Source organism: Pseudomonas sp. PA1(2017) (genome assembly GCF_001945375.1).
Classification (GTDB): Bacteria; Pseudomonadota; Gammaproteobacteria; order Pseudomonadales; family Pseudomonadaceae; genus Aquipseudomonas.
Map to the genome: position 1 here is coordinate 1,558,015 of NZ_MSXU01000009.1, position 25,305 is coordinate 1,583,319.

At 65.5% G+C, this 25,305-nt stretch carries 20 protein-coding genes; 14 read left to right on the forward strand and 6 right to left on the reverse strand.

The annotated features are described in order from the left end of the window. Positions 1–21: 21 nt before the first annotated feature. Both BVH01_RS14050 and BVH01_RS14055 read right to left on the reverse strand, forming a co-directional pair. Complete coding sequence (locus BVH01_RS14050; protein WP_075930878.1) at positions 22–1,350, reverse strand: MFS transporter; 1,329 nt, start codon at positions 1,348–1,350, stop codon at positions 22–24. Between the two features lie 76 nt (positions 1,351–1,426). Continuing rightward, a complete protein-coding gene (locus BVH01_RS14055) occupies positions 1,427–2,404 on the reverse strand; it encodes a hydroxyacid dehydrogenase (protein ID WP_075930879.1) in 978 nt (325 codons plus the stop codon). Between the two features lie 205 nt (positions 2,405–2,609). On the opposite strand from BVH01_RS14055, the gene BVH01_RS14060 reads away from it, so the two are divergent. The 4 genes from BVH01_RS14060 to BVH01_RS14075 all read left to right on the forward strand — a co-directional run bounded on the left by BVH01_RS14060 (position 2,610) and on the right by BVH01_RS14075 (position 6,763). Then, on the forward strand, positions 2,610–3,293 hold the full coding sequence (locus BVH01_RS14060) for an RraA family protein (RefSeq protein WP_075930880.1): 684 nt from the start codon (positions 2,610–2,612) through the stop codon (positions 3,291–3,293). 565 nt (positions 3,294–3,858) lie between these two features. Continuing rightward, complete coding sequence (locus BVH01_RS14065) at positions 3,859–4,812, forward strand: tripartite tricarboxylate transporter substrate binding protein (protein WP_075930881.1); 954 nt, start codon at positions 3,859–3,861, stop codon at positions 4,810–4,812. After that, entirely contained in the window at positions 4,800–5,255 is a 456-nt protein-coding gene (locus BVH01_RS14070) for a tripartite tricarboxylate transporter TctB family protein (RefSeq protein ID WP_075930882.1), read from the forward strand. The genes BVH01_RS14065 and BVH01_RS14070 overlap by 13 nt, the downstream gene beginning before the upstream one ends. Then, positions 5,255–6,763, forward strand: coding sequence for a tripartite tricarboxylate transporter permease (locus BVH01_RS14075; protein WP_075930883.1), 1,509 nt, complete (start codon positions 5,255–5,257; stop codon positions 6,761–6,763). The genes BVH01_RS14070 and BVH01_RS14075 overlap by 1 nt, the downstream gene beginning before the upstream one ends. Before the next feature lie 131 nt (positions 6,764–6,894). On the opposite strand, the gene BVH01_RS14080 is transcribed toward BVH01_RS14075, so the two are convergent. Both BVH01_RS14080 and BVH01_RS14085 read right to left on the reverse strand, forming a co-directional pair. Next, positions 6,895–7,092, reverse strand: a complete 198-nt coding sequence (locus tag BVH01_RS14080; RefSeq protein ID WP_075930884.1) for a DUF1737 domain-containing protein — start codon at positions 7,090–7,092, stop codon at positions 6,895–6,897. Between the two features lie 136 nt (positions 7,093–7,228). Then, positions 7,229–8,131 carry a LysR substrate-binding domain-containing protein gene (locus tag BVH01_RS14085; protein WP_075930885.1) on the reverse strand — a complete coding sequence of 301 codons (903 nt, stop codon included), beginning with the start codon at positions 8,129–8,131 and terminating at the stop codon, positions 7,229–7,231. A gap of 131 nt (positions 8,132–8,262) precedes the next feature. Here BVH01_RS14085 and BVH01_RS14090 point away from each other — a divergent pair, with 131 nt between their 5' ends. Beyond that, positions 8,263–11,286 carry an FAD-binding and (Fe-S)-binding domain-containing protein gene (locus BVH01_RS14090; protein ID WP_075930886.1) on the forward strand — a complete coding sequence of 1,008 codons (3,024 nt, stop codon included), beginning with the start codon at positions 8,263–8,265 and terminating at the stop codon, positions 11,284–11,286. Positions 11,287–11,820: 534 nt separating this feature from the next. On the opposite strand, the gene BVH01_RS14095 is transcribed toward BVH01_RS14090, so the two are convergent. Both BVH01_RS14095 and BVH01_RS14100 read right to left on the reverse strand, forming a co-directional pair. Beyond that, positions 11,821–13,107 (reverse strand): FAD-binding oxidoreductase, encoded by a 1,287-nt coding sequence (locus tag BVH01_RS14095; RefSeq protein ID WP_075930887.1) that lies wholly within the window; start codon positions 13,105–13,107, stop codon positions 11,821–11,823. A 211-nt stretch (positions 13,108–13,318) separates the two neighbouring features. Continuing rightward, a complete protein-coding gene (locus tag BVH01_RS14100; protein WP_075930888.1) occupies positions 13,319–14,812 on the reverse strand; it encodes an aldehyde dehydrogenase family protein in 1,494 nt (497 codons plus the stop codon). A gap of 138 nt (positions 14,813–14,950) precedes the next feature. Here BVH01_RS14100 and BVH01_RS14105 point away from each other — a divergent pair, with 138 nt between their 5' ends. The 9 genes from BVH01_RS14105 (at position 14,951) to hutU (ending at position 25,302) form a co-directional block, all read left to right on the forward strand. Continuing rightward, the gene (locus BVH01_RS14105; RefSeq protein WP_075930889.1) at positions 14,951–15,880 is read left to right on the forward strand and encodes a LysR substrate-binding domain-containing protein; all 930 of its coding nucleotides are present in this window, start codon (positions 14,951–14,953) and stop codon (positions 15,878–15,880) included. 118 nt (positions 15,881–15,998) lie between these two features. Continuing rightward, entirely contained in the window at positions 15,999–17,249 is a 1,251-nt protein-coding gene (locus tag BVH01_RS14110) for an aspartate aminotransferase family protein (protein ID WP_075930890.1), read from the forward strand. 74 nt (positions 17,250–17,323) lie between these two features. Next, positions 17,324–18,721, forward strand: a complete 1,398-nt coding sequence (locus tag BVH01_RS14115; RefSeq protein ID WP_075930891.1) for a VOC family protein — start codon at positions 17,324–17,326, stop codon at positions 18,719–18,721. Positions 18,722–18,867: 146 nt separating this feature from the next. Further along, entirely contained in the window at positions 18,868–19,482 is a 615-nt protein-coding gene (locus tag BVH01_RS25230; RefSeq protein WP_371915597.1) for a GNAT family N-acetyltransferase, read from the forward strand. Positions 19,483–19,500: 18 nt separating this feature from the next. Further along, positions 19,501–19,872: a GFA family protein gene (locus BVH01_RS14125; protein WP_075930892.1), complete on the forward strand. Its 372-nt coding sequence runs from the start codon at positions 19,501–19,503 to the stop codon at positions 19,870–19,872. Positions 19,873–20,009: 137 nt separating this feature from the next. Beyond that, complete coding sequence (gene hutI / locus BVH01_RS14130; protein ID WP_075930893.1) at positions 20,010–21,227, forward strand: imidazolonepropionase; 1,218 nt, start codon at positions 20,010–20,012, stop codon at positions 21,225–21,227. Further along, positions 21,217–22,188 carry a formimidoylglutamase gene (hutG, locus tag BVH01_RS14135; protein ID WP_075930894.1) on the forward strand — a complete coding sequence of 324 codons (972 nt, stop codon included), beginning with the start codon at positions 21,217–21,219 and terminating at the stop codon, positions 22,186–22,188. The genes hutI and hutG overlap by 11 nt, the downstream gene beginning before the upstream one ends. 88 nt (positions 22,189–22,276) lie before the next feature. Then, positions 22,277–23,590 (forward strand): YjiH family protein, encoded by a 1,314-nt coding sequence (locus BVH01_RS14140; RefSeq protein WP_075930895.1) that lies wholly within the window; start codon positions 22,277–22,279, stop codon positions 23,588–23,590. 41 nt (positions 23,591–23,631) lie between these two features. After that, the gene (gene hutU / locus BVH01_RS14145) at positions 23,632–25,302 is read left to right on the forward strand and encodes a urocanate hydratase (RefSeq protein ID WP_075930896.1); all 1,671 of its coding nucleotides are present in this window, start codon (positions 23,632–23,634) and stop codon (positions 25,300–25,302) included. Positions 25,303–25,305: the final 3 nt, after the last annotated feature.

Genomic DNA, 25,305 nt, shown 5'->3' on the forward strand with positions numbered 1-25,305 from the left:
GGCGTCTTGCTGCGCATGCCGTCAGCCGGCGCTTGCCGTGGCCCCGGCCTGCTGCTGCTCGCGTTGGCGCTTGCGGCCAATCACCAGCACCATGATGCCCGCCAGCGTGCAAAGCGCGGCCAGCGGCATCAGCGCCAGCGAGTAGCTGCCCGTGGCGTCGTGGATCGCGCCGTAGGCGTTGACCATGATGCCGCCGCCGACCAGATTGGCCACGGCGCCTACGGCTGCCAGGCCGGCAGCTGCCGTCGACGACGACAGCCACCCGGATACCAGCGCCCAGAAGGGGCCCTTCATCGAGTAGGCACCCACCAGCACCATGGTCAGCATCACTACCGTGGCGGTCAGCGAATCGGTGAATAGCGTCATCAGCAGGCCTGCCGCAATCAGCAGCAGGGTCAGTGCCGTGTGCCAGCGGCGCTCGCCGGTGCGGTCGGAGCTGCGACCCCAGAGGATCATCAGCAGCGAGGCGATACCGTAGGGAATGGCGTTGACCAGGCCAATCTGCTGAGCGCTAAGGTCGAAGGTCTTGAGCAGTTGCGGCGCCCAGACGCTCATGGTGCTGCCGGCCGCCGAGGCGCCCGAGTAGATCAGCGCCAGCACCCAGATATCCTTGTGGCGCAACAGCTTCCACAGCGAGATGTGGCCGATGGCCGTTTTCTTCGCGGCCTCTTCGCGCAGTCGTCCGGTCAGCCAGTTGCGTTGTTCGTCGCTCAGCCACTTGGCGTGTTCGGGACGATCAGTGAGCACGAACAGGCAGGCAATGCCGAGCAGCACTGCCGGAATACCTTCCAGGATGAACAGCCAGTGCCAGCCACGCATTCCCAGCCAGCCGTCCAGGCCCAGCAGCAGGCCCGAGAGCGGCGAGCCGATGAAGTTGGCGGCCGGGATGGCGACCATGAAGATGGCCACCATGCGTGCGCGGTAGGCGGAGGGCAGCCAGTAGGTGAGGTACAGCAGCACGCCAGGGAAGAAGCCGGCCTCGGCGGCGCCGAGCAGAAAGCGCATCACGTACAGCGAGTAAGGGCCGACCACGAACGCCGTGCCGGCTGAGACCAGGCCCCAGGTGATCATGATTCGGGCGATCCACATGCGCGCGCCGAACTTTTGCATCGCCAGGTTGCTGGGCACTTCGACCAGAAAGTAGGCGAAGAAGAACAGGCTGCTGGCAAAGCCGAAGACCCGTGCCGAGAGGCCCAGGTCATCGTTCATTTGCAGCGAAGCCATGCCGATGTTGCCGCGGTCGATGATCGCGATCAGGTAGCAGAGAATCAGAAACGGCAGGATGCGCCAGGCGACCCGGCGCATGGTGACGCGCTCGAGCTCGCTCACCGCTGGAGTAGTGGCAGTCATGGTGCTCTCCACTAGGGCTGGAGGTTGACGGACTCAGTTTAAAGCGCTGCCTGAGGGCCAGGCAGCGCTTGATCTGTCAATTATCGAGCAAATGCCGATTGACGACGCAGCGCGGATCGAGCGCGACGCCGTTGCAGACGTCGAGGATCTGCCGCAACGCGACCTGGGCAACCCGGTCGCGGGCTTCCGAGGTATTGGCGCCGATGTGTGGCGTGGCGACCAGGTTCGTCAGCCCCCATAACGGGCTGTCGGCGGGTGGGGGTTCGGGGCTGAAGGTGTCCAGGCCGGCGCCGGCGATCTTGCCGTCGCGCAGGGCCTGAACCAGAGCCTGGGTATCGATCAGCTCACCCCGGGCGGTGTTGATGATGATGCTGTCCGGGCGCATGCGCGCCAGCTGTGGCGCGCCGATCAGGTTGTGGTTGCTGTCGGTCAGTGGGCAGTGAAGGCTTATCACGTCGCAGTCGCTGAACAGCCGGTCGAGGTTCTCCTCGCGCTCGACGTGCGCGCGCTGAGGAAGCTCCTTGAGGTAGGGGTCATAGACCTTGACGGTCATGCGCAGCGGCGCGACCAGGTCCATCAGGATGCTGCCGATCGAGCCCAGGCCGATCAGGCCAAGGGTCTTGCCGGACAGTTCGATGCCGTTGGCAGTGGACTTGTCCCAGTGTCCCTCGCGCATGCGGGCAGTAAGCAGCGCAGTCTGGCGGGCGACGCTGAACATCAGCGCAAAGGCGTGCTCGGCCACCGACTGGGCATTGGCACCCATGGCGATGGTGACCGGCACGCCGCGCTCGGCGGCAGCCTGAATATCGATGGTGTTGTAGCCCACACCGTGCTTGGCGATCACCTTGAGCTTCGCCGAGGCGCCGATCATCGCGCGGGTCAGCTGGCCCTGGCGAACGATGATCGCGTCGGGTTGCTCGGCCTGGATGATGGCCTGCAGCTCATCGGCAGGCAGGTAAGGCGTGGTGGGGATGATCCGGACGCCCTCGGCGGCGGCGAGGGTCATGGCATCGGTCGCCAGTTCGGGACCTGTTATCAGAACGGTGCGGGACATCGTGAATACCTTGTTCTTATCTGAGTGTCGATGCTGGCGCTAGAGGCGACAGTAGCGGCTAAACCCTACCATATCGAAACGACGTTGCAATATTATCTTTCAATGTCGATTTGGGTGGTGTTGGGACGGATGATAAAGCTGTTGATTGCATTCAAATGAAATGCAATTCTAAAAATAACAAAGACAACAGCTGAGGGTTCGTCACATGAGTATTGGTTTCCAGGTACTGGAGCGCGCACGCAAGGTCAGCGCCGAATGGGTTGCCCGTTATCGGGAGTTGCCGGTCGCCAACGTCAGCGACTCGATGAATCGCATGACCGCAGGTGGGGCGCGTCTGCGGCCCATGCACAAGGAGGGCGGGCTCGCCGGCCCGGCACTGACGGTCAAGGCGCGCCCAGGAGACAATCTGATGCTGCACTACGCCCTGGATATCGCAGAACCCGGTGACGTGATCGTGGTCGATGCCGGCGGTGACCTGAGCAACGCACTGATCGGCGAAATGATGGTGGCCTATGCCGTGAAGCTCGGTGTAGCCGGTATCGTCATCAACGGTGCGATCCGCGATGCGGCAAATATCGGCGCCGGTGACTTCCCGCTGTTCGCGGCTGGTGTATCGCACCGCGGTCCATACAAGGACGGTCCCGGTGAAATCAACGTGCCCATCGCCATCGACGGCATGGTGATCGAACCGGGCGACCTGGTGATCGGCGACGATGACGGCCTGCTCTGCGTTCCTTTCGCGCATGTGGAAAGTGTCTATGCCCGCGCGACAGCCAAGTACGCCGCCGAGCAGAAGCAGATGGGGCAGATCGCCGAGGGCACCAATGATCGCAGTTGGGTCATCCAGGCGCTGAAAGCCAAGGGCTGTGCGCTGCCAGGCGACGCCTGATTCCTGCGAGGCGCGCCTGCCGCCAGGCAAGGCGCGTCTATCAGGCCTTGCGCCGCTAATCCCCTGATGCCTGATCGCTGCAATGGCGTGCCGGGCTTGATCACGGCGATACCGTTCTTCTCCACCGTCGGCCCGCACGCGGCTGGACCACACATCGATCTCTCGCTGCGGTACTCCCATCAAGCCGGGCTGGCTCACCGCGAGCCAGTGTTGCTGGCGTTTGTTCGGGTGTGAGCGCTTATCCGGAAACAATATTTTATTTTCATCATTTTGATGGGCGGGCCAATTCCCCCGGCTTTTCCCTTCAACAGGCTATTTACGGGGATCATTCTTCAGCTCGCCTGGCGATGAAAATTACTCAAAAAATTGTATTTTAAAATGACATTCCATTCTGATAGATTTTGCTGACTGGCCCGAAACATCAATAAAAAACACAGGTCATCCCATGGCGCTTATCTACAGCCCTCATCATGCCCCGCCCCGATTCGATGGGCCGCGCAAGCAGCGGCGCCGCTCGCATTGATCTGTTTCGTTCCGCACCAATAAAAACAAAGAGGAATCCTCCATGAACACGTTCAAGTCCTGCGCGCGTGCCGCGCTCGTCACACTCGCCTTGTTCACCGCGAATGCCCATGCAGCCTGGCCGGAGGATCGGCCGATAGAATTTCTGGTCGCCTACGCACCGGGTGGCAGCACCGATGTGATGGCCCGCGCCATGCAACCGTTTCTGGAAAAGCGTCTGGATGCCAAGATCGTCATCGTCAACCGCCCCGGCGCGGCGGGCGAGATCGCCTACACCGCGCTGAGCAAGGCCAAGCCGGACGGCTACACCTTCGCGTTCATCAATACTCCAGGCTTCGTCAGCACCCGGGTGCAACGCAAGGTCGGCTACGAGGAAACCGCCATCCGCCCGGTGGCGCGGATCGTCGACGACCCCACCGTGCTGGCGGTGCCCAACGAATCGACCTACAAGAGCCTCGATGACTTCGTCCAGGCCGCCAAGGCCGCGCCTGGAAAGCTCTCGGTAGGCACCTCCGGTGTCGGCACCGATGATCATTTGATGATGGTGCAGCTCGAACAGTTGACGGGCATCACCCTCACCCATGTGCCCTTCGCCGGCGCGTCCGAATCGGCCACCGCGCTGATGGGCGGGCACATCAGCTCTGCCGGGCAGAACATCAGCGAGCTGAGCGACGACAGCAAGTACCGCGTGCTGGCGCAGTTCTCCAGTGAGCGCATGCCTCAGGAACCGGAGCTGCCGACGGCTAAAGAGCAGGGCGTGGATCTGGTAATGACCTCTGAACGAGGCATCGCCGCACCCGCCAAGGTGCCGAACGACATCGAAAAGCGCATGGCCGACGCCGTGAAGGCCGTGCTGGAAGACCCTGCATTTCTCAAGAAGGCCAAGGATCTGTCGCTGCCCATCGCCTACCTCTCCGGTGAAGACTGGCAGAAGGGCCTGGATGAGCAGAAGACCCGCTATCAGGCGCTGTGGGACAAGTCGCCATGGGTGAAGTAACCATTCGCGGCAGCCGGCCAGATCTTCTGGCCAGCGCCATCTTCATCGGTCTGGGCGTTCTGGTGTTGTGGTCGACTCGCGACCTTACCGCCGGCAGCGCCGCGATGATGGGGCCGGGCTACATGCCCAGGATGATCGGCTTGCTGACCGTCATCCTTGGGCTCGTCGTCGGCCTGATCGGACTGTTCAAAGGTGGCGAGCCGATCGGCACCGTTCAGTTACGGCCCCTGGTGATTCTGCTGGCCTCCGTCGCAGGCTTCGCGCTGGCCGCCGAGTCGGCGGGCTTCATCATCGCGGCAGCCGGCCTGATCATTTTCGGCAGCATGGCCGACCGCGAGTGGCGGATGCGTGAGGTGCTGATCTCAAGTACCCTGCTGACGCTCTTCGGCCTCGTCGTCTTCATCTATGGACTGGACGTCCAAATGCCAGTGGGGCCTTTCTGATGGAGTTTCTCGATCTCCTGTATCTAGGCTTTTCCGAAGCCCTGAGTCCGACCAACCTGGCGTTCTGTCTGATCGGTGCCCTGTTGGGTACGCTGATCGGCGTGCTGCCTGGCATTGGCCCGACCGCCACGGTAGCGATCCTGCTGCCGATCACCTACTTCCTGCCCCCGCTGGCTGCGTTGATCATGCTCGCCGGCATTTTTTACGGCGCCCAGTACGGCGGTTCGACCACGGCGATCCTGGTCAACCTGCCGGGGGAAGCCTCGGCGGTGGTGACTGCGCTCGATGGTCATGCCATGGCCAAGAAGGGCAGGGCGGGAGCTGCCCTGGCAACGGCGGCGTTGGCATCGTTCTTCGCCGGCACCGTTGCCACGGTGGCGCTCGCGGTTGCGGGGCCGGTGCTGTCGAAGTTCGCGTTATCCTTCGGGCCGGCTGAATATGTGGCGTTGACGGTATTCGGGTTGCTGGCGGCGACCATCCTGGCCAGTGGTTCGGTGATCAAGGCCGTGGCCATGGTGTGCCTGGGCCTGCTACTGGGGATGGTCGGCATGGACGTCAGCAGCGGTACCACGCGTCTGACCTTCGGTTCGACCGACCTGTACGACGGTATCGACTTCGTGGTCATTGCCGTTGGCCTGTTCGGTATCGCCGAGATTGCCGTCAACCTGGAACAGCGCGAAGCCCGTGGCTCGCTGGCCGGCAAGATCACTCGCCTGTGGCCGACCCGCGAAGACTTTCGCAGAGCCTGGCCGGCAACCCTGCGCGGCACGGCGCTGGGTACCTTCCTGGGCGTATTGCCGGGCGGTGGTGCGACCCTGAGTGCGTTCAGTGCCTACTCGCTGGAGAAAAAGGTTTCCAAGACTCCGGAAAAATTCGGCACCGGCCTGGTGGAAGGCGTCGCCGCGCCAGAGGCGGCCAACAATGCCGGGGCGCAGTCGTCGTTCATCCCGTTGTTGACGCTAGGCATTCCGTCCAACTCGATCATGGCGATGATGTTGGGTGCCATGATGATCCACGGCATCACTCCAGGGCCTTCGGTGATCAACCATCAGCCGGCGCTGTTCTGGGGACTGATCGCCAGCATGTGGATCGGCAACGTGATGCTGCTGGTGATCAACCTGCCACTGATCGGCCTGTGGGTGCGTTTGCTCAAAGTGCCTTACCGGCTGCTGTTCCCGGCGATCCTGCTGTTCTGCTGTGTGGGCGTTTACAGCGTCAACAACCGCGGCTTCGACGTGGCGCTGGTGATCATCTTCGGCCTGCTCGGTTACCTGTTCCGCAAGGCCAAATGCGAGCCCGGCCCGTTGCTGCTCGGTTTCGTGCTGGGGCCACTGCTGGAAACCAACCTGCGCCGCGCGCTGCTAATTTCCCAGGGTGACCCTGCGGTGCTGATCGAACGCCCGATCAGCGCGGTGCTGTTCGCGGCATCGGCGATCCTGCTGGTCATGATGGTCTTGCCGGCATTTCGCAAGAAGCGAGAGGAAGCCTTCCAGGAGGAAGAGGCCTGAGGTCAGTCGCTGTGAGTCCAGCCGCGAGTCTTTTCATTGAGCTTGCCGCTGCGTTGTCTCATGGCTAGGCACGATCGCTGCCTGGCGCATGAGGTGCGGCGGTGACCCTCCTCCTGCCGGTATAGGCGGCCTCAAGCCCCCACAGCCTTCATGCCCGGCCAGATCACCGCCTGGGCGACGATCACGTCCTTGCCGTTGAAGGTGAGGGCCGGAGCGCCGTGAAGTTGGTAACCCATCTCCAGGGCGGCACTGACCCGCCGGCAGAAATTGGCGTCGTCGGGGCCGGTCAATACGCGGTAGATGGGCAGGTCGTCTGGCGGGCGGGGCATGGGCTCGGTTCCTGGAGGCGCTTGGGCATGCGTTTATGAGCGTCGGGCCGGGCGCCGTCAAGCGCTTGCGACGCGAGGGCTTTCAGTCCGCCAGCTGTTGCCGAGGACTGGCCGATTTGCGGTGCTGATTCGATCCTCAACCACACTCGCCACCATTGGCCACACCATCGAGCAACCACTGCCGGAACACCCCTAGCGCCGGCAGCACGGCATTGCGTTTGGGGTAGGCGAGGAAATAGGTGCGGCCACTGGCAACCGGCGTGCCGGTGGTGCGCAGTTGGCCCTGGCGCAGCTCTTCCTCGACCAGCACTTGAGGTACCAGGCCGACGCCGATACCGGCACGTACAGCCTGGATCAGGTGCGAGGTCAGCTCGAAGTTGGGGCCGTCTTGCAGTTGCGCGCTGTTCACCCCATGCCGTGCGAACCAGGTCGACCACATCGGCGGGTGGCTGGCGACCTGCAGCAGCAACTGCCTGGCAGCCAGCTCGGGCGTCAGCGGCTCGCCGGCCGCGAGAATCGCCGGGCTGGCGATCAGCACCATGGATTCCTCGAGCAGCGGGTGGGCCATCAGTTCCGGCCAGGCGCCGTCACCCACGCAGATTGCAGCGTCGAGCTGACCGTCGCTGAAATCAGCCTGGATGCGCGAATGGATGTGCACCTGCACGCCCGGGTTGGCGGCGTAGAACTCGTGCAGCCGCGGCAGCAGCCATGTCGAGCCGAAGGTGGGCAGCAGTGCCAGGCGCAGGGTACCGCTACCGGAGCCGTAGTCGATGGCCTGCAGCGTCGCGTTGCGAATGCGCGCCAGGGCGTCGGACAGGGTGTCGGCGTACAGCCGGCCCACGTCGGTGAGCACCACGTTGCGGCCTTCGCGCTGGAACAGGGTGATGCCCAGGAAGGCTTCCAGCGCCTGCACCTGGCGGCTTACCGCGCTCTGGGTCAGCGACAGTTCGGCGGCGGCGCGGGTATAGCTCTGGTGGCGCGCTGCCGACTCGAAGGCCAGCAGCAGGGACATCGAGGGCGTCAGTCTGCGCAGATTCATTCATAAAACTCATGGGTTGCCACGGCAAATACCCTTGTAGCACAGGCGCAGGCTGCCGAAAATGCTGCCATTACCTGAACTGTCTGATGCAATCGCCCGTTAGAGGCGTGTAGCTCAATGGGAGATAACCGATGATCGCCAGCCTGAGTGCTCCACAACCGACCCAGGCCCTTTACCTGGCCTTTCTCGACGCGCTCGGCGCCGCCGGCTTTCGCGGCGAGATCGCCCGTGACCACGCCAGCCGCACGGTGCTGGCGACCGACAACTCCATCTACCAGCGCCAGCCTCAGGCTGCGGTGTTCCCCCTCGATGAGGACGACGTGCAAGTGCTGGCGCGGGTGGTCAGCGAGCCTGCGCACCGCAGCGTCAAGCTGACGCCACGCGGCGGCGGTACCGGCACCAATGGCCAGTCGCTCACCGACGGCGTGGTGGTCGACCTGTCGCGGCACATGAACCGCATCCTGGAGATCAATGCCGAGGAGCGCTGGGTGCGGGTACAGGCCGGGGTGGTCAAGGACCAGCTCAACGCCGCGCTCAAGCCCCATGGCCTGTTTTTCGCCCCGGAGCTGTCGACCTCCAACCGCGCGACCATCGGCGGCATGATCAATACCGACGCCAGCGGCCAGGGCAGCTGCACCTACGGCAAGACCCGCGACCACGTGCTGGAGCTGACCACCATCCTGCTCGGCGGCGAGCGCCTGCACAGCCACCCGGTGAGCGAGTCGACCCTCAGCGAACAACTGGCCCGCAGCGACCGCACCGGCCAGGTTTACCAGTGCGCCGAGCAGATCCAGCGCGAGAAGGCGGCGCTGATCGAGGCGACCTTTCCAAAGCTCAACCGCTGCCTGACCGGCTACGACCTGGCGCACCTGCGCGAGGCGGATGGGCGCTTCAACCTCAACAGCGTGCTGTGCGGCTCCGAGGGCTCCCTGGGCTTCATCGTCGAGGCGCGCCTCAACGTGCTGCCGATTCCCCAGTACTCGGTGCTGGTCAACGTGCGTTACGCCGGCTTCATGGACGCGCTGCGCGATGCGCGCAACCTGATCACCCTGCAGCCGCTGTCCATCGAGACCGTGGATTCCAAGGTGCTGCTGCTGGCGATGAACGACATCGTCTGGCACGGCGTCGCCGAGTACTTCCCCGAAGACCCCCAGCGGCCGACCCTGGGCATCAACCTGGTGGAATTCAGCGGCGACGACCCCGATGAGGTCAATGGCCGCGTCGAGCGTTTCATCCAGCATATTCAGCAAGACACCAGCGTGGTGCGCCTCGGCCACACCCTGGCCAGCGGGCGGGCGGCGGTGTCGCGGGTCTATGCGATGCGCAAGCGCGCGGTGGGCTTGCTCGGCAACGTCGACGGCGAGGTGCGACCCCAGCCATTCGTCGAGGACACGGCGGTGCCGCCGGAAAACCTCGCTGACTTCATCGCCGAATTCCGCGCGCTGCTCGACGGCCACGGCCTGACCTACGGCATGTTCGGCCACGTCGACGCCGGCGTGCTGCACGTGCGCCCGGCGCTGGACATGAAGGATCCGAAGCAGGCCGCGGCCATCCGCCCGATTTCCGATGCGGTGGCGGCCCTGACCCAGCGCTACGGCGGCCTGCTGTGGGGTGAACACGGTAAGGGTGTGCGCTCGGAATACGCGCCGGCGTTCTTTGGCGAGCTGTATGCCTCGTTGCAGGCGCTCAAGGCCGCGTTCGACCCCTACAACCAGCTGAACCCCGGCAAGATCGCCACCCCCCTGGGCAGTGACGAGGCGCTGCTGAAGATCGACGGAGTGACCCTGCGCGGCGACCTCGACCGGCATATCGACGAGCGTGTGTGGCAAAGCTACGGCACCGCGGTGCACTGCAACGGCAACGGCGCCTGCTACAACTTCGACCCGGACGACGCCATGTGTCCGTCCTGGAAGGCCACGCGCCAGCGCGTGCATTCGCCCAAGGGCCGTGCCTCGCTGGTGCGCGAATGGCTGCGCCTGCAGGGCCAGGCCGGGGTGGACGTGCTGGCGCCGATCGCCAGTGGCCCGCTGGATTTCCTGCGCAGCCTGCCGAGCCGCTGGCGCCATTCCCGCGCAGGCGATGATGACTTTTCCCACGAGGTCTACGAGGCGATGGCCGGTTGTCTGGCGTGCAAATCCTGTGCGGGCCAATGCCCGGTGAAGGTCAACGTGCCGGAGTTTCGCTCGCGCTTCCTGGAACGCTACCACCAGCGTTACCTGCGCCCGCTGCGCGACTACCTGATCGGCTCGCTGGAATTCAGCCTGCCGCTGTTCGCCCGCATGCCGCGGCTGTACAACGGGGTGATGGGGTCGCCCCTGGTGACGCGCCTGCTGGCCGAGCGCATCGGCATGGTTGACAGCCCGCTGCTCAGCGATTTCGACTTCAAGGCCTTGGTGGCGCGCCATCGCCTGACGATCGCCACGCCAGCCGAACTGGCGCACCTGAGCGCGGCGCAGCGGGGCAAGAGCCTGATTCTGGTGCAGGACGCCTTTACCCGCTATTTCGAGACGCCGGTGTTCGCCGCCTTCATCGAACTGGCCAGCCGCCTTGGCTATCGCGTGTGGCTGGCGCCGTTCATGGCCAACGGCAAGCCGCTGCACGTGCAGGGCTTTCTGCCGGCCTTCGAGCGCACCGCACGGCGCACCGCGAAAGGCCTGCAGGCGCTGGCCGGTTTCGACATCCCGCTGGTGGGGCTGGACCCGGCGATGACCCTGGTTTACCGCCAGGAGTACCGCAAGATCGCCGGCCTCGAATGCCCGGACGTGCTGCTGCCCCAGGAATGGCTGCTCAAGGCCCTCGACGGCCAGCCCAAGCCGCCGGCCAAGAGCGTGGCGTTCCGGCTGCTGGGCCATTGCACCGAGAAGACCAACGCGGCGCCCAGTGCGGCGATGTGGGTGAAGGTGTTCGAGCAGGCCGGGCTGCAGGTGTCGGCCGAGGCCACCGGTTGCTGTGGCATGTCCGGCACCTACGGGCACGAGGCACGCAACCTGGAAACCTCACGGACGATCTTCGCCCAGTCCTGGGAGCTGGCGCTGGATTCCGGCGCCCCCGCCGAGCCCCTGGCGACCGGTTATTCATGCCGCAGCCAGGTGGCGCGCCTGAAGAGCGCCACGTTGCGCCATCCGATTCAGGCGTTGCTGGAGCATTTGCAATAACGGGCTGGTTGGTGATGCTTCCTGCCACGAGGTAGGGGCAGAGAGCATCGCTGCAAACTCGGGATTTTTGCGGGCACGGACCAGGCGTCCCCGCCGCTCTCGAAGGGAGGGCGGGCCTAGGAACTGTTCATAATCCTTAAGCCCAGGCGGCGGTTAAGTGGAGGGAGCGGCCGTATCCGATCCATTGTAGGAGCCGCGACCTCGCGGCGATTCGCTCAGGCACCGCCGAAATAGACAGTCAGGCTGCAATCGTTTCGCCCCGAGGTCGGGGCTCCCACAGGTTGGTTTGAGTGTCTGCTTCTGCCTTGTAGTTGCCTCTTAATGCGCATACAAGACTTTGAACAGGTTCTAAGAACTCGGCCCGTTTTTGTAGGAGCCGCGACCTCGCGGCGAATCGCTCAGGCACCGCCGAAATAGGCAGTCAGGCTGCAATCGTTTCGCCCCGAGGTCGGGGCTCCCACAGGTTGGTTTGAGTGGCCGCTTCTGCCTTGTAGCAGCCTCATCAGCGCCGCCTGAAAAGATCGTGAGCAGCCTCTAAAGGATCACCCGCAGGCACTGGCCAGCGTGGTACAGCGAGAAGCCGGCTTCGTAGTAGCAGGCGCGCAGCCCGGCGGTACGTAGCGCTTTCATCCGCGACAGGGGAATGGGCAGCACGCTGGTGTCGCTCTTGAGCAGGTAGTCGGCCAGGGCGTGGCCCACCACGGTGCCGGTGGTGTTGCCGCGGCCGTTGTAGCCGGTCACCGCGACGACGCCAGGCGCCGGCTCGAACAGCTTCATCAGGTGATCCGGGGTAAAGTCGATGCAACCGGTCCAGTGCATTTCCCAGTCGAGCTTGCCGAGCTGCGGGAAGTAATGGCCCTGGATGCGGTCCGCCCAGCTGCGCACGAACCAGTCCGGCTTGTTGCTCGACTTGCCCATGCTGCCCAGCAGCAGGCGGCCCTGATCGTCACGGCGGATGCTGCTGAGCACCGTGCGGGTGTCCCACGAGCCCTGGCCGTGGGGCAAGACGGCGTCGGCCGCCGCGCCGCTCAACGGTTTCGAAGCGACCTGGTAGTAATAGCCGCGGAAGAAGTTGCGCTGCACCTCGGTCCAGTCACCCTCGGTGTAGGCGCCGGTGGAAATCACGATCTTCTCGGCCGTGACCGTGCCCAGGGCGGTGCGCACCAGCCAGCCGTCGGCCTGCTTGTGCAGCTCGGTGACCGGCGATTGCTGATGCAGGGTACCGCCCAGGCGCAGCACGGCAGCGGCGAGGCCCTTGGTGTAGCCCATGGGGTTGATGGTGCCGGCGCGGCGATCCAGCAGCGCGCCGGTGATCTTGTCGGTGCCGCAATGCTCCACACAGGTCGCGCCGGTCAGCAGCTCGACATCCGCGCCACGGCGGCGCCACTGCGATTCGCGGGCCTTGAGATCGTCCAGGCCGGCGGCGTTGTGGGCCATGTGCAGGGTGCCTTGATGGCGCGCCTGGCAGTCGATCTGGTAGCGCTCGATGGCTTCGAACACCTTGGCCGGCGCCTCGCCCAGCACCTTGTTGAGGCGGCCGCCGACCTTTTCGCCCAGTGTGGCTTCCACGTCGTCGGGCTTGATCCAGGTGCCGGCGTTGACCAGCCCGACGTTACGCCCCGAACCGCCATGGCCGACCTCGAAGGCCTCCAGCACGCACACGCGCTTGCCCGCCTCGAGCAGTTGCAGCGCCGCCGACAGCCCGGTGATGCCGCCACCGATCACGCAGACATCGGCCTTCACCTCGCCAACCAGGGCGCCGGCGTCAATCGGCGCCGGCGTCGCCACTTCCCACAGACACTGTTGCTGGAAGCCACTCATCACGCTTTCTCTCCAGATATCGGTGGCGGGGGCGACACCGGTTTGCCATGCGGCTCCGTGTGTTGGCTGGAACCTATCCATAAACCGATCAGGTTGGTTTATCGCAATTACGGGTTGACGCGAGTCCTGTGGGAGCGGGCCATGCCCGAGATTTCGCTCGTATAAATAGTCGTCCCAGCCCACTCCCACTGTGTCGATGTAATGCTCGCAATCAGTCGAACACGATGCCCTGGGCCAGCGGCAGTTCGCGGGAGTAGTTGACGGTGTTGGTCTGGCGGCGCATGTAGGCCTTCCAGGCATCGGAGCCGGACTCGCGACCGCCACCGGTTTCCTTTTCGCCGCCAAAGGCGCCGCCGATCTCCGCACCGCTGGTGCCGATGTTGACGTTGGCGATGCCGCAGTCGCTGCCGGCCGCGCCCTGGAAGGCTTCGGCCTCGCGCACGTCGGTGGTGAAGATGCACGAGGACAGGCCCTGGGGCACTTCGTTGTTCAGGCGCAGCGCCTCTTCGAAGTCGTCGTAGGCGAGCACATAGAGGATCGGCGCGAAGGTTTCATGACGCACCACCGCGCTCTGGCCCGGCATCTCGACGATGGCGGGGCTCACGTAGTAACCGTTGGGGAAGCTGTCGGCCAACTGGCGCTCGCCACCGAACACCTGGCCGCCTTCGTCGCGGGCCTTGGTCAGGGCGTCCTGCATGGCGCTGAACGCCTGCTTGTCGATCAGCGGGCCGATCAGGTTGCCCTGGCGCGGGTCGCCGATGCGTACCTTGGCGTAGGCGGCTTTGACGCGGGCGACCACCTCGTCCTTGATCGAGCGATGGACGATCAGGCGGCGCAGGGTGGTGCAGCGCTGGCCGGCGGTGCCCACGGCGCTGAACAGGATGCCGCGCACGGCCAGGTCGAGGTCGGCGCTGGGGGTGAGGATCATGGCGTTGTTGCCGCCCAGCTCCAGGATGCTGCGGCCGAAACGGGCGGCCACTCGGGGCCCGACTTCACGGCCCATGCGGGTGCTGCCGGTGGCGCTGATCAGCGGCACGCGGGGATCGTCGACCAGCACTTCGCCGGCTTCGCGGTCGCCGATCACCAGTTGCGCCAGGCCTTGCGGGGCGTCGTTGCCGAAGCGCTCGAGAGCCTTGTCGAGCAGCGCCTGGGAGGCGAGGGCGGTCAGCGGGGTCTTTTCCGACGGCTTCCAGATCACTGCGTTGCCGGCGACCAGGGCCAGGGTGGTGTTCCAGGCCCACACGGCGACCGGGAAGTTGAAGGCGCTGATCACGCCGACCACGCCCAGCGGGTGCCAGGTTTCACGCATGTGGTGGCCCGGGCGCTCGGAGGCGATGGTCAGGCCGTAGAGCTGGCGCGACAGGCCGACGGCGAAGTCGCAGATGTCGATCATTTCCTGCACTTCGCCCAGGCCTTCCTGAGTGATCTTGCCGGCTTCGATGGACACCAGCTCGCCGAGATCGGCCTTGTGCTCACGCAGCACCTCGCCGAACAGACGCACCAGCTCGCCACGGCGCGGCGCCGGCACCTTGCGCCAGGCCAGAAAGGCGTCGTGGCCGGCGGTGATCTTGGCGCGCACGGCGTCGGCGCCCTCAAGGGTCAGGCTGCCGATCTGGCTGCCGTCGATCGGGGTGTAAACCGCGTGACTGCCGTTCTGGTAGGCGTTGGCGCTGACACCGAGACGTTCGAGTAGCGAGTTGACCATGGCGATCTCCTGAGTCGTGAAGTTGAAATCCGGGATGAGGATCAGTATTAATCCCGAATCTGCGCTCAACAAACGACGTTTACGCACCATATCATTCCGTCATGGAATCAAGTCGCCCCGTCTGATCTCGAGAAACCCATGTCAAAACGCCTGCTGCCAACCATGACCGCCCTGCAATGTTTCGAGGCCGCAGCCAGGCACCTGAGCTTCACCCGCGCCGCCCAGGAATTGCACCTGACCCAGAGCGCGGTGAGCAAGCAGGTGGCGCAGCTCGAGGACATGCTTCAGCACCCGCTGTTCCATCGCGTGCGCCGCCGCCTGCAACTGGCGCCAGCCGGCGAGCTGTACCTGGCCGAGGTGAACAAGATCCTCACCCAGGTGGATATCTCCAGCCGCTACATCCTCTCCTACGGTGGCGAGACCGAGGTGCTCAAAGTGGCCACCCAGCCGACCTTCGGCGCACGCTGGCTGGTGCCCAACCTCAAGGGTTTCTCGAAGCGCCACCCGACTATCCACCTGGACATCAAGAACGAACTCGAGCCCTTCGACTTGGTGCAGGCCAAGGCTGACGTGGCGTTCTTCTACGGCACCGGCTCCTGGCCGGGCGCTATCTGCATCGAGCTGTTCGGCGAGGATGTGATCCCGGTGTGCGCACCGGACATCCTGCCCAATGAGCCGCTGTTCGATGCCGGCGACCTCACCAGCCTGGTGCTGCTGCAATGCACCTCGCGCCCCGGCGCCTGGCACGAGTGGTTCGAAGAGCAGGGCATCAGCACCGAGAACAGCTACCACGGGCCGCGTTTCGACACCTTCTACATGTGCATCCGTGCCGCCGAGTCGGGCTGCGGCGTGGCCCTGGTGCCGCGCTTTCTGGTGCTGGACGAGCTGCAGGAAGGCAAGCTGGTGATCCCCTGGCAGCACTACAAGCCCAGTCAGGGCGCCCACTTCATCGCCTTCGCCGAGCAGTACGCCGAGGTGCCCAAGGTCAGGGCGCTGATCGACTGGATTGTGGAAAAGGCCAGGGCCGGGGCCGGCGGCGTTCAGCCAGTTCCTGAATTTAAGGAATGACGGCAGCACTTTATTTCGCTTGTGGCAGGCCCGCCTGACTCGCTTTGATAGGCGCATCGTTTCCAGGCACAGCTGCCTGTCATCGCGCCGCGGTGATGGTGGCCCAGGTAGGTAATCCATGAGTGCTTCGCCCATCAGCCCGTCCATTTCCGTGGTTCATCCAATCACGTTGTCCCACGGCCTGAACGCCCAGGTGTGGGATACCGAGGGCAAGTCGTACATCGACTTCGTCGGTGGCATAGGCGTGCTCAACCTCGGCCACTGCAACCCGCAGGTGGTCAGCGCCATCACCGAGCAGGCCGGGCGGCTGACCCATTCGACCTTCAACGCCGTACCGCACCAGGGCTATCGCGAGCTGATGGATGCGCTGGCGGCCTTCGTGCCGGCCAGCTATCCGCTGGCGGGCATGCTCACCAACAGCGGCGCCGAGGCCGCCGAGAATGCCCTGAAGGTGGTGCGTGCGGCGACCGGCCGTAGCGTGGTGATCGCCTTCGACGGTGGCTTCCACGGTCGTACCCTGGCCACCCTCAACCTCAACGGCAAGGTGGCACCCTACAAGCAGAAAGTCGGCGTGTTGCCCGGTCCGGTCTACCACGTGCCGTACCCGAGCCCGGATACCGGGGTGACCGCGGACGAAGCCTTCAAGGCCATCGAGCGGCTGTTCAGCGTCGAGGTGGACGTCAACGATGTCGCCTGCTTCATCATCGAACCGGTGCAGGGCGAGGGCGGTTTTCTGGCTCTGGATGCGGACTTCGCCAAGCGCCTGCGCCGCTGGTGCGACGAGCACGGTGTGCTGCTGATGCTCGATGAAATCCAGTCCGGCTTCGGCCGCACCGGGCAGCGCTTCGCCTTCACCCGCCTGGGCATCGAGCCCGACCTGCTGCTGCTCGGCAAGAGCATCGCCGGCGGCCTGCCGCTGGGCGCCGTGGTTGGCCGGGCCGAGCTGATGGGCGCACTGCCCAAGGGCGGGCTGGGCGGCACCTACTCGGGCAACCCCATCGCCTGTGCGGCGGCCCTGGCCAGCCTGCGGCAGATGACCGACGCCAACCTGGCCACCTGGGGCGAAGCCCAGGAGCAGGCGCTGCTGCGCCGCTACGAGCAGTGGCGCGCCAAGGGCCTGTCGCCTTACCTGGGCCGGCTGACCGGGGTTGGCGCGATGCGCGGTATCGAGCTGCTTACCCGCGACGGCCAGCCCGGCACCGCACAGTTGGCCGAACTGCTGGAGGCGGCGCGGGCCAGGGGCCTGCTGCTGATGCCCAGCGGCAAGAACCGCCATATCGTGCGTCTGCTGGCACCGCTGACCATCGAGCCGGCGCTGTTCGAGCAGGGCCTGGATATCATCGAACACTGCCTGGCCAACCTCGGCTGAGCGTATTCGCCAACTTTCAGGCCGGCGAGTACCACCACGGCCAACCGACAAGCGCGACAGGAGATTCGCCCGCTATGAACACCTCAGGATTCGTCGACCCCTCGCAAATCCGTGCGCAGTTTTCCAGTGCCATGTCCGCCATGTACCGCGCCGAAGTGCCGCTCTACGGCGATCTGCTCGACCTGGTGGCGGACACCAACGCCCAGGCGCTGGCGGGTTCTGCCGCGCTGAAACAGCAGCTTGAGTGGACCGGGGAAATCGAGCGCCTGGCCATGGAGCGCCACGGCGCGATTCGCGTCGGCACCGCCGAGGAACTGTCGACCATCCGCCGCCTGTTCGCGGTCATGGGCATGCAGCCGGTCGGCTACTACGACCTCAGCTCGGCCGGCGTGCCGGTGCATTCCACCGCCTTTCGCGCCGTACATGAAACCGAGCTGCAGGTCAGCCCGTTTCGTGTGTTCACCTCGCTGCTGCGCCTGGAGCTGATCGAGGACGAAGCGCTGCGTGCCCTGGCCGCCGAGATTCTCGCCAAGCGCAACATCTTCACCCCGCGCGCACGGGCGCTGATCGAGCAGTGCGAAGCCCAGGGCGGCCTGAACGCCGCCGATGCCGAAGAGTTCGTCAAGCAAGCCCTTGAGACCTTTCGCTGGCACACCGAGGCCACCGTCAGCGCCGCCGAGTACGACAGATTGCACGGTCAGCACCGCCTGATCGCCGACGTGGTGGCCTTCAAGGGGCCGCACATCAACCACCTGACGCCGCGCACCCTGGACATCGATGAAGTGCAGGCGGCCATGCCCCGGCGCGGCATCACGCCCAAGGCGGTGGTCGAGGGCCCGCCCCGGCGCCAGTGCCCGATCCTGCTGCGCCAGACCAGCTTCAAGGCGCTGCAGGAACGCGTGGCGTTCGTCGGTCAGCTCGACGCGGCGGGCAGCCACACTGCGCGCTTCGGCGAGATCGAGCAACGCGGTGCAGCGCTTACCCCGGTCGGTCGCGCGCTGTATGACAGGCTGCTCAACGAGGCGCGCGACGATCTGGGCGAATTCCCCAACGAAGCCAACGCCCAGCGCTATGCAGACTTGCTGGCGCAACGCTTCGAAGCCTTCCCCGACAGCTACGCGGCCATGCGCCACGAGGGCCTGGCCTACTTCCGCTACTTCGTCACCGAGGCGGGCAAGGCAGCGCGCCGAGACGAAACCGCACCGCGCAGCCTGGACGCCCTTGTCGAGGCCGGCCATGTGCATTTCGAGCCGCTGGTCTACGAGGATTTTCTGCCGGTAAGCGCTGCCGGCATCTTCCAGTCCAACCTCGGCGACGATGCCCAGGTCAGCTATGGCGCCACCTCCAATCAGCAGGCCTTCCACGCGGCCCTCGGCGCCGAGGTGCACGATGAATTGGCGCTGTACGCCGAGACCCAGTGCCGCTCGCTGGCCGAGTGCGCGCGCGTGTTGGGGCTCGAGTCGCTGGGCTGATTACAAGCTGAGCGGACGGGGCAGTCGCTTGGCGCCTTTTACTGGCAGTGATGGCCGTCGGTACGGCATTGTAGATCCGCCGACGGGTTGCTCGCTGTGAAGCGCCTGGTTGATCGGAATTTCAATCTGGAAGAATCGGAAGACCCATGGATATCCGCGCCACCCAAAAGGAAGACTGGACGCTACTGAAACGGATCCGCCTCGCTGCCCTGCAGGACACGCCGACCGCCTTTGGCGTGAGTTACCAGACGGCAGCCGCCGACAGCGACGCTCAGTGGCAAGCGCGGGCGGCGGGCGAGAAGACGCGGTTCTGGCTGGCGCTCGACGGTGGCAGGCCGGTCGGCCTGGTAGGTGCAGGCTTTCGGGATCCCGGTCGTTACGAGCTGATCGCCATGTGGGTCGAGCCGCCGGCTCGCGGTTCAGGCGCGGCGGATGGGCTGGTGGCGGCCGTGAAGGCAGGTGCGATGGAGCTGGACCTAGGGTCTGTTCCCGTTTCACGCACGGCCGCGCCGGAGCCAGTTTTTGTGCGAGGCAAGGCACGAGATGCGAAGTTTGGCAGGTCAAATGAGCCATCGAGTAACGCCGCATCGCACAAAAACTGGCCCGGCCCTTCGGGTTGCGCGGGAAATGGCCTCCGCTGTCGTTACAGGACTTGGCAAGGGAGCAACCATTCCCTGCGTCCTGCGTCTAACCGGAGGCCATTTCTCGCGGCAACGCGGCTCGCGCTGAAACGGGAACAGACCCTAGGCTCCATGCCATGAGCCTGCAGGAGGTGCGGCATGGATCCATTCACCGGCGGCTGCCTGTGCGGCCAGATCCGACTCTCAGCGGCAGGCCAACCTGAGCGAGTCGGCATCTGTCATTGCCTCGACTGCCGCAAGCACCATGGCGCGCTGTTCTACGCCGCGGCGATCTTCATCCGCGAGGCCGTGACGGTCAGCGGCGCAACCCAGAGCTACGCCGGGCGCCACTTCTGTCCGCGTTGCGGCTCCTCGCTGTTCGCCCGCAGTGGCGATGAAATCGAAATCCACCTGGGCGCCCTCGACGCACCCGATCAGCTGCAGCCCTCCTACGAATGCTGGACGAGCCGGCGCGAAGCCTGGCTGCCGGCCTTCCCTCTCGCCAAGCGCTATCCCCAGGATCACTCCTGAGTCATCTGCCAGCCGGAAAAATGTATATACAGTGATAACGTCACACGCCTCTAAATGTGCCGATAATAGTGCACAGGGCTTGACCATCTGAGGCATTTCGCTTAATTGTATATACATTACAAAAAAGGCGATCTGCAATGGCTTCCTCCCAGTCCACTCCCCTGCTCTGGCGCAACGTCACCCTGTTCGATGGCCTCGAACAGCTCCCCGAGCCGATGGCCGTGCGGGTCGAGCATGGGCGTATTGCCGGTCTTTGGCCGGAAAGCGAGTTCGACCCGAGCCTGGCCGGTGGTGCCAAGGATGCGGCCAGCGGCGGCGTGATGACTCCCGGCCTGGTCGATTGCCATAGCCACCTGGTGTATGCCGGTGATCGTGCCGGCGAATTCGAACAGCGCCTCGAAGGCGTCAGCTACGAAACCATCGCCCGCAACGGCGGCGGCATTCTCAGCACCGTGCGGGCCACCCGCGCCGCGAGTGAGGAGGAGCTGATCGAAGCCAGCCTGCCGCGCCTGGATGCCCTGCTGGCCGATGGCGTCACCACCCTGGAGATCAAATCCGGCTACGGCCTGACCCTACACGACGAACTGAAGATGCTGCGCGTGGCGCGGCGCCTGGCCACCTTGCGGCCGGTGCGCATCAGCACCACGCTGCTGGGCGCCCATGCCCTGCCGCCGGAGTACGTCGACGATGCCGACGGCTATATCGAGCTGGTCTGCGAGCAGATGATTCCGGCCGCCGCCAGCCAGCGCCTGGCCGACGCAGTGGACGTGTTCTGCGAAGGCATCGCCTTCTCCCCGGCCCAATGCGAGCGGGTTTTCCAGGCTGCACAACGCCATGGCCTGGCCATCAAGGCTCATGCCGAGCAGTTGTCCAACCTGGGCGGCAGCGCGTTGGCCGCCCGTTATGGCGCCTGGTCCGCGGACCATATCGAGTACCTGGACGAGGACGGCGTGCGCGCCATGGCCGAGGCCGGCACCGTTGCCGTGCTGCTGCCCGGGGCCTTTCACGTGCTGCGCGAAACCCGCCTGCCGCCCATCGAACTGCTGCGCCGCCACGGCGTGCCCATGGCAGTGGCCAGCGACGCCAACCCCGGCACCTCGCCGATCTGCCTGCCCACGCTGATGACCAACCTGGCCTGCACCCTGTTTCGCCTGACCCCACGCGAAGCCCTGGCCGGCATGACCGCCCACGCGGCGCGTGCCCTCGGCCGCCCGGAGCTGGGCCGCATCGCGATTGGCGCAGTCGCCGACCTGTGCCTGTGGGACGTTCGCCAACCAGCCGAGCTGGCCTATGCCGTGCAGGCCGGGCGCCTGCGCCAGCGCGTCTTCAATGGAGTCATCAGCCATGCACGCTGACCGTTTCACCATGGCCCCGTGGACCGGCCGCGTCGACCCCGAACCGGACAGCGCCCGCTGGCACCAGCGCATCCAGCCGCTGCACGCCGGTGCCGAGCCCGGCATCGCCTTGCTCGGCTTCGCCTGTGACGAAGGCGTGCAGCGCAACCATGGCCGCGTGGGTGCCGTGGGCGGCCCCGCAGCGCTGCGCAAGGCACTGGCCAACCTGGCCTGGCACCGCGACGCGCCGGCCTTCGAAGCCGGCGATATCGTCTGCGAAGACGGCGACCTGGAGGCCGCCCAGACGCGCCTGGCCAACGGCGTGTGCGCGTTGCTCGACAGCGGACACCTGCCGCTGGTGCTCGGCGGCGGACACGAAGTGGCCTACGGCAGCTGGTCCGGGCTGGCCGGACACCTTGAAAAACGGGCCGCCCCGCGGAAGGCCGCCCCGCGGAGGGCCGCCCCGCGCATAGGCATCATCAACTTCGATGCCCATTTCGACCTGCGCGACCCGGCGCACGTGCACTCCTCGGGCACGCCCTTCGCGCAGATCGCCGAACAGTGCGCCGCGCGTGGCTGGCCGTTCAATTACGCCTGCCTGGGCATCAGCCGCGCCAGCAATACCCGCGCGTTGTTCGATCGCGCCGCCGAGCTGAACGTGCTGGTGCGCGAAGACCGCGAGATTCGTGAGGCCACCCTGGAGGCCATCGGCCGCGACCTGGACGCCTTCATCTCAGGCTGCGACCTGCTTTACCTGACCCTGGACATCGACGTACTGCCGGCCTGCGAAGCGCCCGGCGTCAGCGCGCCAGCCGCCCGCGGCGTGCCCCTGGCGCTGCTCGAACCCCTGCTGCTGCGCCTGAAGGCCAGCGGCAAGCTGCGGTTGATCGACGTCGCCGAGGTCAACCCAGAGCACGACATCGACAACCGCACCGCCCGCGCTGCCGCCCGGCTGTTACACCTGCTCACGACGAGCGACTGAGCGCTCGCTGCCCACTTCTCCCATAACAACAAGCACGGAGATTGCCAATGTTCATCAAAGCCCTGACCACGCCAGCCGACGCGTCGAGATGACCAGCGCAACGCCCCTGAGCGCCCCGGTGGCCATCGCGCGCCTGCTCGGCAACAGCCTGGTCGGCATCCTGCTGTTCTTCGTGCCGATGGAACTGGCCGGGCGTTCCAGCCTGCTGCTCGACCACGCCGCCTCGGCCCTGCAAACCCATGCACGGCCGCTGGTGATCATCTGCGCCCTGCTGTTCATGCTCTACGGCGCGGTGATGCCCTGGTTCGACGGTTCCTGGCGCAACAGCGTGACCACCATCCTGTTCAGCGTGCTCAGAAGCCTCGGTCTGCTGGTGGGCATCGCCTACCTGCTTGAGCTCGGCCCGGCGGCGCTGTATCAGCCGGACATGTTGCCCTTTCTGTTCGAGAAGCTGGTGCTGAGCCTGGCGGTGATCGTGCCCCTGGGCGCCCTGGCGCTGGTGTTTCTGATCGGCTTCGGGCTGCTGGAGCTGGTTGGCGTACTCATGCAGCCGGTGATGCGCCCGCTGTGGCGCACCCCGGGCAAATCGGCGATCGATGCCATCGCCTCGTTCGCCGGCAGTTATTCGGTGGGGCTGCTGATCACCGACCGTATGTACCGCGAAGGCCAGTACAACCTGCGCGACGCGGCGATCATCGCCACCGGTTTCTCCACCGTGTCGGTGCCGTTTCTGGTGGTGGTGGCCAGGACCCTGGACCTGATGGAGCACTGGAACCTGTATTTCTGGAGCACGCTGCTGATCACCTTTCTGGTCACTTCGGTCACGGCGCGCCTCTATCCATTGGCTTCACTGTCTGCCGAGCGCCTGCCGGAAGCCGAACTGGAACAGGGCGAGAACCGCTTCGCCAGTGCCTGGCGCGCCGGGGTGGCGCGGGCCGCCTGCGCGCCTTCGCTGCACGTGTCGCTGTGGGGCACCTTCATCGATGGTTTGCGCATGACCGCGTACATCCTGCCAAGCATCCTGGCCGTCGGCCTGCTCGGCCTGCTGGCTGCCAAGTACACGCCGCTGTTCGACGCCATCGGCCTGCTGCTCTACCCGCTGACCTGGCTGTTCGGCCTGGAGCAGCCGATGCAGGTGGCCAGCGCCCTGGCCTCGGGCCTGGCGGAAATGTTCCTGCCGGTGATCCTGCTCAAGGATGCCGACCAACTGGTGCGCTTCGTGACCGCCATCGTCTCGGTCAGCAGCGTGCTGTTCTTCTCCGCCTCCATCCCCTGCATGCTCGCCACCCGCATTCCCCTGCGCCTGCGCGATCTGCTGCTGGTGTGGCTGCAACGCTGCTTGCTGAGCCTGCTGTTCAGCCTGCCGCTCGGCCACCTGGCCCTACACCTGGGGTGGCTGTGATGCCGCCCGCCCCTACTGCCCCTGCAATCGAGGAACCCGCCATGACCACCTTTCGCGATACCGTCATCCGCGCCCCGCGTGGCACTCAGCTCACCGCCAAGAGCTGGCTGACCGAAGCGCCGCTGCGCATGCTGATGAACAACCTCGACCCCGAGGTGGCGGAAAATCCCAGGGAGCTGGTGGTCTATGGCGGCATCGGCCGGGCAGCGCGCAACTGGGAATGCTTCGATGCCATCGTCGAGAGCCTCAAGCAGTTGAACGACGACGAAACCCTGCTGGTGCAATCCGGCAAGCCAGTGGGCGTGTTCAAGACCCACGCCAATGCGCCGCGGGTGCTGATCGCCAATTCCAACCTGGTGCCGCACTGGGCGACCTGGGAGCACTTCAACGAGCTGGATGCCAAGGGCCTGGCCATGTACGGGCAGATGACCGCCGGTTCGTGGATCTACATCGGCAGCCAGGGCATCGTCCAGGGCACCTATGAAACCTTCGTCGAGGCCGGGCGCCAGCACTACGGCGGCGACCTCAAGGGCCGCTGGGTGCTCACCGCCGGGCTCGGCGGCATGGGCGGCGCGCAGCCACTGGCCGCCACCCTGGCCGGCGCCTGCTCGCTGAACATCGAGTGCCAGCAAAGCCGCATCGATTTCCGCCTGCGTACCCGCTACGTCGACGAGCAGGCAGAAGACCTGGACGACGCCTTGGCGCGCATCGGTAGGTACACAGCCGAAGGCAAGGCGATCTCCATCGCCCTGCACGGCAATGCCGCCGAGATCCTCCCCGAGCTGGTGCGCCGCGGGGTGCGCCCGGACATGGTCACCGACCAGACCAGCGCCCACGACCCACTCAACGGCTACCTGCCGGCCGGCTGGACCTGGGAGCAGTACCGCGACCGCGCCGCAACCCAACCGGCCGAGGTGGTCAAGGCCGCCAAGCAGTCCATGGCCGTGCACGTGCAAGCGATGCTCGCCTTCCAGAAGATGGGCGTGCCGACCTTCGACTACGGCAACAACATCCGCCAGATGGCCAAGGATGAAGGCGTCGCCAACGCCTTCGACTTCCCCGGCTTCGTGCCGGCCTACATTCGCCCGCTGTTCTGTCGCGGCATCGGCCCGTTCCGCTGGGTGGCGCTGTCGGGCGACCCGCAGGACATCTACAAGACCGACGCCAAGGTCAAGGAACTGATCGCCGACGATGCCCATCTGCACCGCTGGCTGGACATGGCCCGCGAGCGCATCGCCTTCCAGGGCCTGCCGGCGCGTATCTGCTGGGTCGGCCTGGGCCAGCGCGCCAAGCTGGGCCTGGCCTTCAACGAGATGGTGCGCAGCGGCGAGCTGTCGGCGCCGGTGGTGATCGGCCGTGACCATCTGGACTCCGGCTCCGTGGCCAGCCCCAACCGCGAGACCGAGGCGATGATGGATGGCTCCGACGCGGTATCCGACTGGCCGCTGCTCAATGCCCTGCTCAACACCGCTGGCGGCGCCACCTGGGTGTCGCTGCACCATGGCGGAGGCGTGGGCATGGGCTTCTCCCAGCACTCGGGGGTGGTGATCGTCTGCGATGGCAGCGACGAGGCGGCCGAGCGCATCGCCCGCGTACTGACCAACGACCCGGCCAGCGGCGTGATGCGCCATGCTGACGCCGGCTACCCAATCGCCATAGAGTGCGCCCACGAGCAGGGCCTGAACCTGCCGATGATCACCCGAGGAGCCTGATTG

Coding starts and splice junctions, on each gene's coding strand:
- hutG (WP_075930894.1), top strand. CDS start 21,217: ATGCACGCTGACCGTTTCACCATGGCCCCGTGGACCGGCCGCGTCGAC.
- BVH01_RS14115 (WP_075930891.1), top strand. CDS start 17,324: ATGAACACCTCAGGATTCGTCGACCCCTCGCAAATCCGTGCGCAGTTT.
- BVH01_RS14140 (WP_075930895.1), top strand. CDS start 22,277: ATGACCAGCGCAACGCCCCTGAGCGCCCCGGTGGCCATCGCGCGCCTG.
- BVH01_RS14110 (WP_075930890.1), top strand. CDS start 15,999: ATGAGTGCTTCGCCCATCAGCCCGTCCATTTCCGTGGTTCATCCAATC.
- BVH01_RS14070 (WP_075930882.1), top strand. CDS start 4,800: ATGGGTGAAGTAACCATTCGCGGCAGCCGGCCAGATCTTCTGGCCAGC.
- hutU (WP_075930896.1), top strand. CDS start 23,632: ATGACCACCTTTCGCGATACCGTCATCCGCGCCCCGCGTGGCACTCAG.
- BVH01_RS14125 (WP_075930892.1), top strand. CDS start 19,501: ATGGATCCATTCACCGGCGGCTGCCTGTGCGGCCAGATCCGACTCTCA.
- BVH01_RS14105 (WP_075930889.1), top strand. CDS start 14,951: ATGTCAAAACGCCTGCTGCCAACCATGACCGCCCTGCAATGTTTCGAG.
- BVH01_RS14090 (WP_075930886.1), top strand. CDS start 8,263: ATGATCGCCAGCCTGAGTGCTCCACAACCGACCCAGGCCCTTTACCTG.
- BVH01_RS14080 (WP_075930884.1), bottom strand. CDS start 7,092: ATGCCCCGCCCGCCAGACGACCTGCCCATCTACCGCGTATTGACCGGC.
- BVH01_RS25230 (WP_371915597.1), top strand. CDS start 18,868: ATGGATATCCGCGCCACCCAAAAGGAAGACTGGACGCTACTGAAACGG.
- BVH01_RS14085 (WP_075930885.1), bottom strand. CDS start 8,131: ATGAATCTGCGCAGACTGACGCCCTCGATGTCCCTGCTGCTGGCCTTC.
- BVH01_RS14075 (WP_075930883.1), top strand. CDS start 5,255: ATGGAGTTTCTCGATCTCCTGTATCTAGGCTTTTCCGAAGCCCTGAGT.
- BVH01_RS14095 (WP_075930887.1), bottom strand. CDS start 13,107: ATGAGTGGCTTCCAGCAACAGTGTCTGTGGGAAGTGGCGACGCCGGCG.
- BVH01_RS14100 (WP_075930888.1), bottom strand. CDS start 14,812: ATGGTCAACTCGCTACTCGAACGTCTCGGTGTCAGCGCCAACGCCTAC.
- BVH01_RS14060 (WP_075930880.1), top strand. CDS start 2,610: ATGAGTATTGGTTTCCAGGTACTGGAGCGCGCACGCAAGGTCAGCGCC.
- BVH01_RS14055 (WP_075930879.1), bottom strand. CDS start 2,404: ATGTCCCGCACCGTTCTGATAACAGGTCCCGAACTGGCGACCGATGCC.
- hutI (WP_075930893.1), top strand. CDS start 20,010: ATGGCTTCCTCCCAGTCCACTCCCCTGCTCTGGCGCAACGTCACCCTG.
- BVH01_RS14050 (WP_075930878.1), bottom strand. CDS start 1,350: ATGACTGCCACTACTCCAGCGGTGAGCGAGCTCGAGCGCGTCACCATG.
- BVH01_RS14065 (WP_075930881.1), top strand. CDS start 3,859: ATGAACACGTTCAAGTCCTGCGCGCGTGCCGCGCTCGTCACACTCGCC.